Consider the following 16,473-nt stretch of genomic DNA (forward strand, 5'->3'; position numbering starts at 1 on the left):
GCAGTTGGTTGCTTTTTGAAATGTTTCAGCAACTCTTATATCTTATCAGCTGACTTAATTTCTGTCAACTGTTTTTTCAAAAAGTTTTAAAAACTTTTTGAAATGATATTTCAGCAACCCGCTTTTTAATAACAGCGACTTTGTTAGTTTAACATCTTAAAAATCAGATGTCAACAACTTTTTCGAACTGTTTTGTTAGTTGTAAATAACAACTCATTCGCAACAGCTTTATTAGAATATCATGCCCGATTTAGCACGTCAAGTAAAAGTTTTAACTTTTTTTAAGACATAGCATTTGTTCGGAACAAATAATAATATAGCAATTCTAAATCCAAAAAGCAACAAAAAACACTAATAAATTTTGATTTTTTTCACGACCGAATTTTATTATCATAACCCAGACGTATAAAGCATTTCCATCTAACAAATGACGTACAATAATTCTCTTAATTCACAAATCATTCGCATAAAATTATGGAATGATTTCTATTTTTTTAAAGGCGTAATCTAACAAATAGATCTCACGACAAAAAAATACCCGACTAGATATAACTTTTATTGCATAACCGCAAAAAGCTATATCTAGTCAGGTATTCCATAGAAAAATTATCACATGAAATAAACTATTTAATTGGAATATATATTTTGAACACCGTTCCTTGTCCTACAACACTATCAACCACAATTTCACCTTTGTAACTGTCAATTAACTGCTTGGCTATAGAAAGACCTAAGCCGTTGCCTCCTTTTGTGCGCGCACGGGCTTTATCAACACGATAAAACCGATGGAAAACTTTTTCTAAGTCTGTTTCCGAGATGCCTTCGCCAAAGTCTTGAATATCAATTTCAAAAAATTGGTTACTTTTTCCAATTTTCAAGTGTACTTCTTTTCGTTCAGTTGAATATTTCACGGCATTATCCAAAATAATAATAATAATTTGTTCGAAATGGTTGCGATAAATTGCTAACGTCTCTTCTTTTGTTAAATCATCATCCAACGTAAAGGTAAATTCTGGATACAGCATTTTAAAGTTATTAAAGACCTGATACGTCACTTCTTTTGCTTGCGTTACTTCATTTGCATAATGAAGCTCCACCTGTTCAGCACGAGATAAATCAAGCATCTCTTGAACTAAGCTTTTCATGCGACTAATTTCTTGTTGACTTGCATTCAAGGCTTCATCTAATATTTCAGGTTCATTTTTTCCCCAGCGCTGCAACATACTTAAATGTCCTTCTATAACCGCTACTGGCGTTCGCAACTCATGGGAAACATCTTCAACAAATTGCTTTTGTTGTTCAATGTACATCCGCATCCTCTCTAACATATCATTAAAAATATCCGCCAAATCTGCTAATTCATCATCGGTGTCAATTTTAGGCATATATGCATCAGATTCTGGATCTTTACGGATAGTATCCATTGTATCGCGCAAAACTTTTAATGGTTTCAAGAAATACGTCGACAAAAAGAAGCCTAAGAAACTAGATAAAATTAATGAAACTACTTCTAAAATAATTAAAGTTAATAATAGCTTACTGCGAATTTCGTAAAAAGAAGACAACTCATAAAAAGTTTGTGCATAACCAATTTTTTCTCTTGTCACCTTGGAAAAGATTGGATGAATGGATAAAAAGCCAGTTGAACCTTTCATCGTAATAATAGTTGGCTCTTTACGTTTTGTCTGCACTAATTCGAAATCATTTTCATGAGTTTTTAAAATGGGCTCTTTTTTCAAGTTGTAGACATACAAGTTTAATTCGGGTTGCCCTAATTCTGAGACAAACTGATCAAGTTGTAAAATATCGCCATCTAAATGGGAAATAGCATCAGGCGTACGATCTTCATTGGAAATTTTTGCAATCGCAAAATAGGCACTTTGCGTTGTCAATTCTTCTTGTCCATTAGCCAAGCGGGAAGTGACCTCTGAAATGACTTCTTCTACATTGTGTCGTTCTTTAGCTACGATTAAGTTAATCGACGACTTATAGGTAATAACCGCAAAAATCGTAAAGACGATAAATATAAAGAAAGAACTTGCAAAGGCCCACTTAATTGTTAAGGATGGGCCTTTCAGTTCTTTGTTAAAAGTTCTATTTTTTTTGCTCACGAGCGCATCACATAACCAGTTCCCCGGACAGTTTGGATGTAGCTTTCTTCCCCAGGAACATCAATTTTATTACGCAAATAACGAATATACACGTCGACTACATTTGTTTCGACTTCTGTTTCATATCCCCAAACTTTATTTAATAAAACATCGCGGGCTAAAACAACATTCACATTTTCCATTAAGGTTAATAGTAATTCATATTCTCGTTTGGTTAATTCAATTACTTCATTGCCACGACGAACGACACGGTTTTCCTTTTCGATGACTAAGTCACGATAAGTAATAGTCGTTTGTTTTGCGACATTTTTATCTCCTTCAATATCAATTCGGCGAAGTAATGCACGTAAACGAGCTAGTAATTCCTCAATTGCAAAAGGTTTTACAATATAATCATCTGCGCCATGATCAAGACCAGATACGCGATCAATAACAGAATCTCTCGCTGTCATCATGATGATTGGTGTGTTTTTAACTTGGCGCACACGGCGACAAACTTCTAAACCGTTTAATTCTGGTAGCATTAAGTCTAACAAAATTGCATCCCAGTCATTATTTAGTGCTGCATCTAAACCAGTCCGTCCGTTGTAATGAACTTCAGTATGATACCCTTCGTGCGTCAACTCTAGTTCAACAAAACGAGCTAAGTTCTTTTCATCTTCAATAATTAAAATATTACTCATTTGGTTTTAGATCCCTTTTCTTTATATTTTTTTGTAATAAAAAATAGTTGTTTTTTTATTAAAATACTATAGTCATTTTACCATGAAACTATGAAAGAAAAAAGAGGTATCTGAAAATCTTATTAGTAGGTTAATAATCGTCAAAAGTCACACGAGATACCACTTTTATTCGCTAAAGATAAAAAAAGACTGTTGATATTTTCAAAAACACCAACAGTCTTTCCCATAAACAAATTAGAATTATTCAAATTTTCATTGTTTTTTACTTATTCTTCATGATACCAGCTGTAGTGGTAAATTCCTTCTTTATCTGTCCGTTCATAAGTATGTGCCCCAAAATAATCCCGTTGTGCTTGGATAATATTTGCTGGCAAACGTTCCGAACGATAAGAGTCAAAGTAAGCAATTGCCGAAGAAAATGTAGGCACAGGAACACCTGCTTGGACTGCTAAAGCAACTACTTCGCGTACGGCTTGCTGATATTTTTTGGTAATTTCCAAGAAGTAATCATCTAGTAATAAGTTTTCTAAGTCTGGTTTATGGTCATAAGCATCGGTGATTTTTTGCAAGAAACGGGCACGGATAATACAACCCGCTCGCCAAATTTTAGCAATTTCACCAAAAGGCAAGTCCCAATCGTATTCTTTTGATGCGGTACGTAATTGCGCAAAACCTTGTGCATAACTCATAATTTTACTGAAGTATAAAGCTTCACGAATTTTTTCGATCAATTCTTTTTTATCGCCTTGATAGTTAAATTTCGCTGGGGCAGGTAGGACTTTGCTTGCAGCTACCCGTTCTTCTTTGTAAGCAGAGATATAGCGCGCAAAAACAGACTCCGTAATGAGTGGTAGTGGCACCCCTAAGTCTAATGCACTTTGGCTTGTCCATTTACCGGTACCTTTATTACCAGCAGCATCTAAAATAACATCGACAATTGGTTTGCCTGTACCAAGATCATCTTTTCTTGTTAAAATGTCCGCGGTGATCTCAATTAGATAACTATCAAGTTCCCCTTCATTCCATTCTTTAAAAATGTCAGCCATCTCAGCAACAGAAAGTCCCAACACATTTTTCATTAAATCATAAGATTCGGCAATTAATTGCATATCGCCATATTCAATTCCATTATGAACCATCTTCACGTAATGACCTGCACCATTTGGTCCGATATAGGTTACACATGGCGCACCATCTTCTGCTTTGGCAGAGATTTGTTCTAGAATAGGTGCTACTAAGTCATACGCTTCTTTTTGTCCGCCAGGCATAATAGAAGGACCCTTTAAGGCGCCTTCTTCTCCACCAGAAACACCCGTACCTATAAAGTTGATACCAGAGTTAGCCAATTCTTCATTTCGACGGATCGTATCTTTGAAGAAAGTGTTGCCACCGTCGATTAAAATATCACCTTTATCCAAATGAGGTAATAATTCTTTAATTGTCGCATCTGTTGCCGCGCCTGCTTTAACCATTAGCAAAATCCGGCGTGGTTTTTCAATTGCTTCGACAAAATCTGCAATTGTATACGTCGCTTTAAATTTCTTATCTGGATGTTCTTTTACTACCGCTTCTGTCTTCGCAGCTGTTCGGTTGAACAACGCTACTGAATAGCCACGGCTTTCAATATTTAGGGCTAAGTTTTTCCCCATGACGGCCATGCCGACAACACCAATTTGCTGTTTTGTCATTTTGAGTTCCTCCTAGTAGCTTTAATCTTTTCTATTATAACGTAAAAAGCCTTGCTTTCAAACTAAAGGAGGCTATAAATTACAATGGGGTAAATAAAATACAACATAGCCAAAAATCGACTATTGTTTCTTGCTTTGTCTTTGCTCGTGTTTTAAAAAATACAAAATAAAAACCCGCAAAGCTCCATGGTTAGCTTTGCGGGTTTTCTTCATTCATTTTCTCAAAAAAATGAATTATGCTTCTTTAGTCGTTACGTCCTTGCCATCGTAGTAACCGCAGTTGGCACATACGTGGTGGCTTTTTTTCAATTCACCACAGTTTGGACATTCGTTCAAACCGTTGATAGTCAATTTGTAATGAGTACGACGTTTGTTTTTCTTAGCTTTAGATGTTTTACGAGCTGGTACTGCCATTTGTTACACCTCCTTGTTTATGAAAAGCAAACTATAAATAGATTGCTATTTATTCCAATCTTACTTATCATCATCTTCTGTTGTATTAAACAGTTCTGATAATTTCGCAAGACGAGGATCAATTTTGGGTGCGGCTGTTTCTTTTTGTTGCAGATAGTCTTCTTCAGAGATGACTTCCCAATCTTGCCCAGCAGGCATTTGGTTGGAGAGTTCTTCTTCTTTTGTTAAAACCTGCAACGGAATTGCTAACAAAATATTGTCAGCCACTGATTCATCCAAATCGATTGTCTGACCTTCAATAAGCAAGACCTCTTCTTCTGAAATCAGTTCAGTCCGCATTTGCAACTGCTCAGGCGTCATAAAAACTTCGTCAACAACTAAATCCAGTGGTAAATCAACTGGGTCTAAACTTCTTGATGAAGGAAGCGTCAACGTCGCCTTCAATGTGTAATGAATAAGATAATCACTTTTTGATACAGTAACAAGCCCACTTACTTCAATGGGAGTGATATCTAGTATTTGATTGTCCCGTTTCATTAATTCTTTTTTCAAATCCAATGTCTCTGAAAAAGTTAACGGCGTTTCATGGTATTTGTTTAATTCCAATAAAGACCACTTCATTTTTATCACCTCTAAGCAACAAAAGCTATTATACAGGGAGTATTTTAGCTTGTCAATGAAATTTTCTTGACACCTTTTCAAAAAATAAAACGAAGTAGCCTAGACTACTTCGTTCTAGTAATAAAAAGCTAAATAGCTTCTTAGATAGCTGTTGTTTCACCACGGTATACAATACCACGACGAGGGTCAACAGTGACTAATTCACCATCTTGAATTGTTGTTGTTGCATCAGCAGCACCAACGATAACTGGAATATCTTTTGCGATCCCCACAACAGCAGCATGAGAAGTTAGGCCGCCTTCTTCAACGATAACAGCAGCAGCTTTTTCAAATGCAGGCATGTAATCTTTGTCAGTTGTTGGTACAACTAAGACCATTCCTTCTTTAGCACGAGAATTTGCTTCTTCAGCTGATTTAGCGACAACTGCATTTGCGACAACCGTTCTTTCACCAACGCCTTGTGCGTCTAATAGTTTAGAACCGATTAATTGGATCTTCATAACGTTTGTGGTTCCACGTTCGCCAACTGGTACGCCGGCTGTAATTAAGATTAGTTCGCCTTCTTTAGCAAAACCTAATTCAACAGCTTTTTTAGCAGCTAAATCAAACATTTCATCTGTTGTTGTTGGTTTTTGTGCAACTGTTGGGAATACACCCCAGTTAAGCATTAAACCGCGTTTTGTACGTTCGTCAAATGTAACAGCCAAGATGTCTGCATCTGGACGGTATTTAGAAATCATTTTAGCTGTATAGCCTGATTCAGTTGCAGCAACGATTGTTTTAACACCTAAGTTTTTCGCTGCACGAGCCACAGATAAACCAATTGTTTCAGTAACATCAGTTTTATCAAATTCATTGATTTGGAATGAACCTAATTCTGATAAAGCTTTTTCAGCTTCAACGTCAATACGAGCCATTGTAGCTACTGCTTGAACTGGGTAGTCACCATTTGCAGATTCGCCAGAAAGCATTGTTGCATCTGTACCATCAAAGACAGCATTCGCCACGTCAGAAGCTTCTGCCCGTGTTGGACGTGGATTTTGTTGCATAGATTCTAACATTTGAGTTGCTGTAATAACAGCTTTACCAGCAGCATTACATTTTTGAATAATACGTTTTTGCACCATTGGTACTAATTCTGGCGCAATTTCAACACCCATGTCACCACGAGCGACCATAATACCATCTGAAACTTTGATGATTTCATCGATATTATCAATACCTTCTTGTGATTCAATTTTAGGGAAGATTTGAACATGTGTCATGTTCTTTTCTTCTAAAATTTCACGAATTTCAAGAACGTCTTGTGCTTTACGGACAAATGAAGCCGCGATAAAGTCAATATCGTTATCTAGGCCAAAACGAATATCATCTGCATCTTTTTCAGTAATACCAGGCAAGCTAATTGAAACGCCAGGAGCGTTAACACCTTTTCTTGAACCTAACATACCAGCATTTTTCACTACGACGATTAATTCGCGGTTTGCTTCGTCTTTTTCAGTGATTTCCATGTCGATTAAACCATCATCGAATAAGATGTGACCACCAACGTGAACGTCATCGAACAAGCCTGGGTAAGTTACAGCAATTTTTTCTTTAGTTCCTTTTAATTCTGGATCCATCGCGATACGTGTTGTATCCCCAACGTTGAATTGGATATAACCGGCACGACCGAAGTCTGCTTCAGTTGTATCTTGAACAGTAGTCCGGATTTCTGCCCCTTTTGTATCTAATAAGATAGCGACATCTTTACCAGTTTTCTTCACTGCTTCTCTTACCATATTCATCCGGCCTAATTGTTCTTCATGGTCACCATGAGAGAAATTAAAACGGAAAACATTAGCTCCAGATTCGATTAATTGTGAAATAATTTCCACGCTATTACTTGCTGGTCCTAACGTACTAACGATTTTGGTTTTCTTCATTACGTAAACGCTCCTATTCCTTTATTTAAAACAGACATTGCTGCTTTATTAACTTTTAGTAGCTGTCAATTAGAATGATAATTGTTTGTTTAAGTCATATAGACTCAAATCAGGTTTGTGTTTATTGTTTTCAAGTGTGTCGATAATATCAGCGGCAACAACTTTATTGTCTTCGATGCCGATACATAAACCGCCTTTTCCTTGTTCAAGCAATTCTACTGCATAAGCGCCAAATTTACTTGCCAAGACACGATCACGAGCACTTGGAGAACCCCCGCGTACAACGTGGCCCAAAATAGAAACACGCGTATGGAAATCACCATATTCAGAAAGTTTATCAGCGAATTCATTGCCGCCCATAACACCTTCTGCTAAAACGATTAAACAATGTTTTTTACCACGGTCGCGGCCATCTTGAATGCGTTTTGCAACGGCAGCCATATCAAATTCGTGTTCTGGGATGATGATTTCATCTGCACCACCAGCAACACCAGACCATAATGCAATATCGCCAGCGCCACGGCCCATTACTTCAATAACAAAAGTACGAACGTGAGAAGTCGCTGTATCACGAATGCGGTCAATCGATTCTAAGACGGTATTGATTGCTGTATCAAAACCAATTGTAAAATCTGTACCTGGAATATCGTTATCGATTGTTCCAGGAATTCCTACAGCAGGAAAGCCATGACGTGTTAAGGCCATTGCTCCATGGTAAGAACCATCCCCACCGATAACCACTAAGCCTTCGATGCCGAATTTTTTTAACTGTTCAATACCTTTTAATTGTCCTTCTTTAGTAGCAAATTCTGGATAGCGGGCTGAATAAAGAAAAGTCCCGCCACGTTGGATTTTATCCCCAACATCAGCAACGTCTAAACGGCGAATATCACCAGCAACTAAACCGGCATATCCATAATTGATTCCGTATACTTCGATACCATCGAAGATTGCTTTACGGACCACCGCACGGACTGCTGCGTTCATACCAGGTGCGTCACCGCCACTGGTTAAGATTCCGATGCGTTTCATCTACAATTTCACCTCATTAAAATATTTTTAGGTTTCCCTAAATAATACCATTTTGGCATTAACCACGTTGTCCATTTTACCATTAAAATATGGAAATGTCTTGAGATACGAGCAGAAAATTGAAAAAATTGAAAGCGAAAAGTAAAATTTACTGAAAGTCACTTGAAAACTACGTTATTTTCACCAAAAATATTCTTCAAGTCTTGCGTTACAACAGGATTTTCCGCAATTTGATATTTTTCTGCTAGTATTTTTTTTGTTCCAGTACTTTCATAAAAAAGAATTATTTTACTTGCTCCTGGCGCTTGTTTAATTAAAGCGTACAAGGCTGATAGTTGCTTGTCTGTATCAGCTATACCAGTTAGACGAATATAGCAAGTTGGTGCACTTTTTATGTCGCTAATTTTTTTGGCTAACACAATTTGATCTGCAATTACTTGCATCTCTTGATTATAGGTGCTGATTTCAGTTTTTCCTTCAACGTAGACGACGTCATCGACTGCAAAAGTTTGGCGCACATGACGATAACTATTTGGAAAAATAGTTAAAGAAACTTCGCCAGTCGGATCATTAGCCTCCACAAAGGCCATCTGCTCACCTTTTTTCGTGCGAATCTCGCGGATTCCTCGAATGTATAAAAGAAGATGCACGTTTTGTTTAGGTAGTAGTTCACTAATCAGCTGTACTTGACGCGCAGCTTTTAATACAGGATAACTTTCAGTCGGATGTCCGGAAACATAAACACCTAAATATTGTTCTTCTAAATTCAAGCGCTCAGTCAACGAATAATCACTAATTTCAGTTGGTTTTAGTGCCATAATATCTAATAAATCCATACTGCCGCCACTATATTCAATATTTTGAATTTTACTGTCTAAGCCTGTTACAAGTTGTCGTCGATTTTTTTCAACCTCATCGAAAGCACCAATCTCCACCAAAGGCTGAATTAAATCCAATTTAAGCCACTTTGCTGGCAAGCGATACAAGAAATTATCCAGTGATTGAAAAGGACCATTCTCCTTTCGTTCCGCGATAATTGCGGCAATAAAGTCACGACGAGTACCTTTAATACTGCTTAACCCAAAACGAATTTCATGATTGTTCACCAAATAAAAACTAAAACCACTGGCATTAATGCTAGGCGGCAAAATTCTAATTCCTTGTTTTTTCGCCTCTGTTAAATATTCTTTGACTTTAGCAGTATTATTGCGAACCGAGTGAAGTAAGGCGGCAAAAAAAGGCGCCGGATAATGCACTTTTAAAAAGCCCATTTGAAAACCAACAAAAGAATAAGCAAAAGCGTGAGAACGATTAAAGCCATAATCAGCAAATCGTTCAATATAATCGTAGACCTCATTGGCTTTTGTTTTACTATGTCCCATTTTTACAGCGCCCTTAACGAAATGGCGCCGTTCTTCATCTAAAACATCTTTTTTCTTTTTACTGATGGCGCGGCGCAAAATATCGGCTTGTCCCAAGGTGAACCCTGCCATTTTAGCTGCAACTTGCATAACTTGTTCTTGGTAAACCATAATGCCATAGGTATTTTTTAATATTGGTATCAAACTATCATCCAAATAAGTTACTTTTTCTTGTCCTTTTTTCCGCTTAATAAAGTGATCGATATTTTGCATAGGACCTGGTCGATATAAGGCGTTGACTGCAGCAATTTCTTCAATATTTTCTGGACCTAAACGACGTAAGACATTTTTTATCCCAGCGGATTCAAATTGAAAGACGCCAGATGTATTGCCTGCTTGAAAAAGCTTCAACGTCTTCTCATCAGTTAGGGGAATATCTTTTTGCGAAAGTTTATCCCCTGTAACTTTTTTGATTCCCTTTAGCGTATCGTCAATAATGGAAAGATTACGTAAGCCTAAAAAATCCATTTTTAATAAGCCGACAGCTTCCACATCATTCATGGTAAACTGCGTTAATAAAATATCATTGGCTCCAGCTTGTAAAGGAATTAATTGCAGTAAATTTTTATCACTAATCACTACCCCGGCAGCATGGGTGGAAACATGGCGCGGTAGTCCTTCCAATGTTAAAGCAACTTCAAACAATTGCCGATTTCGCTCACTTAATGCAATCAGATCCCGCAGACTACTGGACTCTTCCAGTGCTTTTTTTAGCGTAATTTTCAAGGTATTTGGAATCGCCTTGCTCCATCGATTGGCCTCACTTTGTGATAAACCAAAAACCCGAGCAACGTCTCGAAGGACCATCTTGGCAGCCATTGTACCAAATGTAGCAATTTGGGCTACTTGAAAAGTGCCATATTTTTCTTTCACATAATGTAGCACTTCATCTCGGCGATTATCGGGAATATCCAGATCAATATCTGGCATTGTGTAGCGCTCTGGATTTAAGAAGCGCTCAAACAACAGGTCGTATTCAATCGGATCAACATCTGTAATTGCTAATACAAAAGCAACGAGGGATCCTGCCGCAGAACCCCGGCCTGCACCTGTCACAATATTACTACAGTGAGCAAAATCCATTACATCCCAAACAATTAAAAAATAGTCATCAAAACCCATTTGGTTTATAATTTGCAATTCATAGTCAAGGCGCTGTTTGTATTCAGCCGTGATATTTTCAACCCGCTGTTTCAGCTTCGTTTCACACAACTGTCGCAAAAATTCAGCAGCAGGTCTATTTTGAGGAACAGGATAGTGGGGCAATAGTTTTTGGTGTAAGGGTAGCTCAAACTGACTACAAACCGCTGCAGTTTTTTGCGCATTTTCCAATGCTTGCGGTTGGTTCTGGCGAAAATACTCCGTTAGTTGACTTGCGTTAACTAAGTATTCGCCACTTCCTTGCTCCAATTCGGCAATATCTTGCATTTGCGTGCCGCCTTTTAGGTGCTGCATTACTGCAATTGCTGCTTTTTCCGCTGGATCAATTGTATTTACTTCATTAATAGCAAAAGGTGCTACGCCTTGTTGAAGATAAAAATGCACCAATTCTTCCGCTAATTGTTTTTGAGGAGAAACACCATAAAAAAATTGTTCTTTAGGAAATAGTTCCTGAAAAAAATTAAGACGGTTTTCTGCTTTAGCAACATCTTTTGAAAAAAAGTAATCGACTTCATTTCTTAGTGGTAAAACACCATATAAATTATCCAGTGGAGCAAAATCAGCCAAATCAACTTGACCATTGATCTCTTTTTGACTACTTAAAGCCATCAGCTGTTGATAACCAACAAAATTTTTAGCAAATAATAAGATCTCATTTTCACCTGCTTGAACAGGTGAATAGTAATCTAAGTGCAAACCAATCACTGATTTTAGACCCGCACGCTGACATGCGTTATAAAAAGTGACTGCTCCAACCAAGACATTGCGATCACATATTCCTAATGTATCGTAGCCTCTTTGTTTAGCCGTTTGCACGAGCCGATTTATCTCAATTGTACTTTGCAACAAAGAATAAGCAGTCACGGTATATAATTGTGGCAGCACTGTATGTCCTCCTTTTTGAAAACACTTGAAAACTTTACATTCAAGAAAAATATGGTAAACTGTAATCGAGAAATGAGCAAGAGAAGAGGTGTCTGCTATGAAATATTTGGTTACTTTGTTTTGGACGTATATCTTAGGTCAAGTCGTTGGCTACCTGGGTAGTGCTTTAAACAGCGGCACTTATGATTTTAAACTTAGCTCAATCATTTCCCTAATTTTAGGAGTTATCATTATCCTAATTGCCGAAGTGGCTACGCCCAAAAAGAAACACGCATAACAAACAGTTGTGTCTTTTACACAACTTGACTCAAAAAGATTGCAGTTTGTTGCAATCTTTTTTTGTTTCTTTTGCTTCATTAAACAAATTTACTTTTGTTCAAGTTTAATCCTGGCTTTCGTTGCAACAAACAATTAAAAGGCTGTGATAAAAGCCGTATCACAGCCTTTTATTATGAATAACTTTTTTTATAAATAGCTTTTTTCAGCTGAATTAATCAGACTAAAGTCTTTTGTTTAAAACTTTGCGAAAATTAAAAGTCGACAAACAAATGTTTAAGAACACAAAACCACTGGTTACCCAAAAAACAGCACGATACCCCATCCCGTGTGCCACTGTTGAACCCACCATTGGGCCTAGTACTTGACCAAAGTTTGTAAACATTTGATTGTAACTATAAATTCGACTAACGCCTTCTGGTGGTGTGATTTTTGAAATCAACGTATTAATAGAAGGCATTAAAGCTCCGGTTGAAAAACCGAGAATAAAACGTAGAACACCTAACTGAAACGGTGTTTTAACAAATCCCATTGGAATAAAACAAATAAAGGACAGTACTAAGCCAAAGAGTAGAATTTTTTGATTTCCAATTTTATCCCCTAATTTTCCCAATGTTGGCGACGAAATAATAGCAGAAACACCAGCGACTGAAACAATTAAGCCACTGACAAATAAGATGTTACTACTATCGCCACTTAATTGGCGAATATAAAGCGTCAAGATGGGACTAATACTCGTTACCCCAACTTGTAAAATTAACGAAGTGATAAATAAACCAATCAATACTTGAAGGTTAGAGACTCGGTTGAATATCTGCTTAACAGTCAATAAGTCGGTTTTTTCAATTGGTACAAAGTCTTCTTTAACAAAGAAAATCGTTAAAATAGTCGTAATTGCTAAAACCGTCCCGGTAATAATGAATACATTTTCCATACCAAACCACTGAGCCAATGCTCCTCCCATTGATGGACCGATTAAATTCCCCGCAACTGCACCAGTAGACAATGTTCCAAGTGCCCATCCACTTTTTTCTCTTGGTGCTTGGGAGGCAATTAATGCCGTTGCATTCGGAATATAACCTGATAAAATCCCCGTCATAAACCGCATAATCAAAAGCCAGTATACATTAGGTACAAAAGCCAACGAGCCCATCGTAAACGTCATCCCAATTGCAGCACGAATCATCATTAAGCGGCGACCCTTGCGATCTGCCAAATTCCCCCAAATAGGTGCAACAATGGCCGAGGCAAAGGCTGTAACGGAAATTGCCAAACCAGCAAACAATTCTACTTGATTTTTGGGTGTTCCCAACTGCTCAATATAAATAGGAATAAAGGGCATCACCAAACTAAAACTAGCACCGGTAAAAAAACACCCAATCCACGAGATAAATAAATTTCGTTTCCAATCTAACTTCATAGTCAACCCTCTTTCATTACTACTATAGCCTATTTTCCACAAGAGGTGAATTGGAAAGCCAAGATATGTGGCAAAAAGACAGCAATTTTTTAATGAATTCGCTTATCTTCCATGAAATATTTTTAAAGAATTAATCGACAAAAAAATCTAGAGTAAAAGCCAAAACGACTTTTTCCCTAGATTTTTATCTTATAAATGAGATAGTAATTTTTAATTAAGCAATTACAGCTAAAATAATAAAGTTTAAGATAAATAAAATGTCTACAACCCAAAGAATTGGAGAAATTTCATTAAATTTGCCTTTAATTACTTTCACAATTGTATAGAAAATGAAGCCAGCTGCGATACCGTAAGAAATACTGTAACAAAAGCCCATAAAAATTGCAGCAAAGAAAGCTGGTACTGCCTCTTCTAAATCAGTCCACTCAATATCTTTGAAAGAAGCCATCATCATGACCCCAACTAAGATTAAAGCCGGTGCTGTCGCTTGCGCAGGTACAATAGAAATTAAAGGTGAAAAGAAACTGCTAATTGCAAATAAACCAGCCACAACAACAGATGTTAAACCAGTCCGTCCGCCAGCACCAATCCCGGCTGCAGACTCAACATAAGTAGTCGTGTTTGACGTACCAAAAATCGCACCAATTGAAGTTGCAATCGCATCTGCAAATAAGGCTTTGTCCATTTTGGTGTTAAAACCACGACTGTCTTCTAAAGCATCTTCGTCTTCTTTAGAGAAAATTCCGGTTCTGCGACCAGTACCGATAAATGTCCCAATCGTATCAAAAGTATCGGATAAACTAAAGGCAATAATCGTCATTAAAACTTGTGGAATTTTACCAGCATCACGAAACAGTGATTGCATACCTTCACTACCAAAAGCTGCACCAAATGTGGTTTTTAACTCGTTAATGGAACTGCCTAAAGAATTAGCTTTCCAATCGATTGCACTAAGATCAACAACACCCATGAAAATACCTAAAATTGTCGTTGCCACAATCCCAATTAAAATAGCACCACGAACATTACGTACGACTAAAATCGTCGTTAACACTAACCCAATAACAGCTAATAAGACCGGAGCATTATTAAAGTTAGCTAAAGCTGGGACAATCCCACCATTCATCGTAACGTTAACGGCTTTATCCCCTTCCACAACACTACTTGTAATGGTTGCAGAATCCGCACTAAAGCTCAAAAGGTTCGCGTTTTTCAACCCAACATAGGCAACGAAAATCCCGATTCCGCCACCAATAGCATGCTGCATACTTTCTGGAATTGCGTGGATAATCATTTTACGAATTTTGGTAATCGTAATAAAAATATTAATCAAGCCGCAAATAAAGACCATCGCCAAGGCTTGTTGCCACGTGTAACCAAGGCCAAAAACAACCGTGAAAGTGAAAAAGGCGTTAAGCCCCATCCCAGGTGCTTGTGCATATGGCACATTGGCAAAAAGTCCCATTACTAAAGTTCCAATTACTGACGCAATAATTGTCGCAAGGAACACCGCTTGAAACGGCATACCAGAAGCTGATAGAATCGTCGGATTTACGAATAAAATATAACTCATCGCAAAGAAAGTCGTTAAACCTGCGACAAATTCCGTTGAAACATTTGTGTTACTTTCCTTCAATTTAAAAAACTTTTCCATTAAAATGTTCACTCCTACAAAAGAATAAGGGCATATTTCGGATTTATCATCCAACAAAGACTGATTATAATTTCTCAGTAAAAATAAAACAATCTTTTTCTCGATGTTTTTTGATCACCGCCTTGATAATGTTCGTGTTTTGCTGCGAAAATAAATTATTCCCCCTTTATTTCACTTCGCTAATTTTTTTTAAAGGTATCTTTGTTATGAACCAGTCCGCTTGTGAAAAATATAAAATATGTTAAACTAAAACAGCGTATCTTTTATACGAGGGGAGAATATATATGAATAAAAAACTAATTGCCATTGACCTAGATGGTACAACTTTAAATGCTAAATCCCAAATTAGTCCTAAAACTGAAGCTGTTTTAAAAAAAGCGATGGCAACTGGCCACATCGTCAGCATTGCGACTGGTCGCCCATTTCGCATTAGTGAAAAGTTTTATCACCAATTGGCTTTAAATACGCCAATGGTTAATTTTAATGGTGCTTTAGTCCACGTGCCTTATACAAAGTGGGCTGCAGAATCTGAAACACTCTTTAGCCGTGATATTGTCTTTGAAATTTTAAAACAAAAAAATGATCTTCAATTAGATTTTGTTGCCGCTGAAAATCGCGACACATTCTATGTCGATCGTTTGGATTTTGGCAGTGAATATCTCTTTGATAATCAGAAACCAACCCCTGATAATTTGTTAGAAAATCTAAAATCAAATCCAACTTCGATGTTGATTCAAACCAAAACTGAATTGGCACAAACGGTTTCAGATACCTTAAAAGCGCAGTTTTCTGACTACATTGACGTTAGAACTTGGGGTGGTCCTAATGCAATTTTGGAAATCGTAGCCAAAGGAATTCAAAAAGCGCGGGGTGTTGAAATTATCGCTGATTCTATGGCAATCGATCGAAAAGATATCATCGCGTTTGGCGATGAGCATAATGACTTGGAGATGCTTGATTACGCAGGTTGGGGCGTCGCAATGAAAAATGCGAGTCCTGAAGCAAAAGCAATTAGCAATGATATTACAACTAAAAGTAATGATGAAGATGGTTTAGCAGATTATTTGGAAAAATACCTTGCTATTTAAGACTTCTAGAGAAAAAAAGGTTGGGAATTTTCAGAATGAGAATTCCCAACCTTTTTTCTTTGCAGCTTTGTATAGTTTGTATTATAATTATTAA

The 16,473-nt window shown here is 37.2% G+C and carries 12 protein-coding genes; 2 read left to right on the top strand and 10 right to left on the bottom strand.

Annotated elements, in window-relative coordinates; translation table 11 throughout:
* Positions 1 to 623: 623 nt before the first annotated feature.
* The 8 genes from K4422_RS02670 to dnaE all read right to left on the bottom strand — a co-directional run bounded on the left by K4422_RS02670 (position 624) and on the right by dnaE (position 11,941).
* Positions 624 to 2,111, bottom strand: coding sequence for a HAMP domain-containing sensor histidine kinase (locus tag K4422_RS02670; protein WP_206904574.1), 1,488 nt, complete (start codon positions 2,109 to 2,111; stop codon positions 624 to 626).
* On the bottom strand, positions 2,108 to 2,794 hold the full coding sequence (locus tag K4422_RS02675) for a response regulator transcription factor (RefSeq protein ID WP_016171674.1): 687 nt from the start codon (positions 2,792 to 2,794) through the stop codon (positions 2,108 to 2,110). The genes K4422_RS02670 and K4422_RS02675 overlap by 4 nt, the downstream gene beginning before the upstream one ends.
* Positions 2,795 to 3,060: 266 nt before the next feature.
* A complete protein-coding gene (gndA, locus tag K4422_RS02680) occupies positions 3,061 to 4,482 on the bottom strand; it encodes an NADP-dependent phosphogluconate dehydrogenase (RefSeq protein WP_206904577.1) in 1,422 nt (473 codons plus the stop codon).
* A 234-nt stretch (positions 4,483 to 4,716) separates the two neighbouring features.
* Complete coding sequence (gene rpmF, locus K4422_RS02685; RefSeq protein WP_010753256.1) at positions 4,717 to 4,896, bottom strand: 50S ribosomal protein L32; 180 nt, start codon at positions 4,894 to 4,896, stop codon at positions 4,717 to 4,719.
* Positions 4,897 to 4,956: 60 nt separating this feature from the next.
* Positions 4,957 to 5,517, bottom strand: a complete 561-nt coding sequence (locus K4422_RS02690; RefSeq protein WP_206904580.1) for a YceD family protein — start codon at positions 5,515 to 5,517, stop codon at positions 4,957 to 4,959.
* Between the two features lie 140 nt (positions 5,518 to 5,657).
* The gene (pyk, locus tag K4422_RS02695) at positions 5,658 to 7,442 is read right to left on the bottom strand and encodes a pyruvate kinase (protein WP_206904587.1); all 1,785 of its coding nucleotides are present in this window, start codon (positions 7,440 to 7,442) and stop codon (positions 5,658 to 5,660) included.
* A gap of 69 nt (positions 7,443 to 7,511) precedes the next feature.
* Positions 7,512 to 8,474, bottom strand: a complete 963-nt coding sequence (gene pfkA / locus K4422_RS02700; RefSeq protein ID WP_173103274.1) for a 6-phosphofructokinase — start codon at positions 8,472 to 8,474, stop codon at positions 7,512 to 7,514.
* A 158-nt stretch (positions 8,475 to 8,632) separates the two neighbouring features.
* On the bottom strand, positions 8,633 to 11,941 hold the full coding sequence (gene dnaE, locus K4422_RS02705; protein WP_230709022.1) for a DNA polymerase III subunit alpha: 3,309 nt from the start codon (positions 11,939 to 11,941) through the stop codon (positions 8,633 to 8,635).
* 97 nt (positions 11,942 to 12,038) lie between these two features.
* On the opposite strand from dnaE, the gene K4422_RS02710 reads away from it, so the two are divergent.
* On the top strand, positions 12,039 to 12,218 hold the full coding sequence (locus K4422_RS02710; RefSeq protein WP_206904591.1) for a YjzD family protein: 180 nt from the start codon (positions 12,039 to 12,041) through the stop codon (positions 12,216 to 12,218).
* Between the two features lie 222 nt (positions 12,219 to 12,440).
* On the opposite strand, the gene K4422_RS02715 is transcribed toward K4422_RS02710, so the two are convergent.
* Together K4422_RS02715 and K4422_RS02720 are read right to left on the bottom strand one after the other, a co-directional pair.
* A complete protein-coding gene (locus K4422_RS02715; RefSeq protein WP_206904593.1) occupies positions 12,441 to 13,637 on the bottom strand; it encodes a multidrug efflux MFS transporter in 1,197 nt (398 codons plus the stop codon).
* Between the two features lie 214 nt (positions 13,638 to 13,851).
* Positions 13,852 to 15,291 (bottom strand): NCS2 family permease, encoded by a 1,440-nt coding sequence (locus tag K4422_RS02720; protein WP_206904595.1) that lies wholly within the window; start codon positions 15,289 to 15,291, stop codon positions 13,852 to 13,854.
* 284 nt (positions 15,292 to 15,575) lie between these two features.
* On the opposite strand from K4422_RS02720, the gene K4422_RS02725 reads away from it, so the two are divergent.
* Complete coding sequence (locus tag K4422_RS02725; protein ID WP_206904596.1) at positions 15,576 to 16,379, top strand: Cof-type HAD-IIB family hydrolase; 804 nt, start codon at positions 15,576 to 15,578, stop codon at positions 16,377 to 16,379.
* The last annotated feature ends 94 nt before the right edge of the window (positions 16,380 to 16,473 follow it).

Source organism: Enterococcus sp. SMC-9, from assembly GCF_021011285.1.
In the GTDB taxonomy this organism is placed as follows: Bacteria; Bacillota; Bacilli; order Lactobacillales; family Enterococcaceae; genus Enterococcus_C; species Enterococcus_C montenegrensis.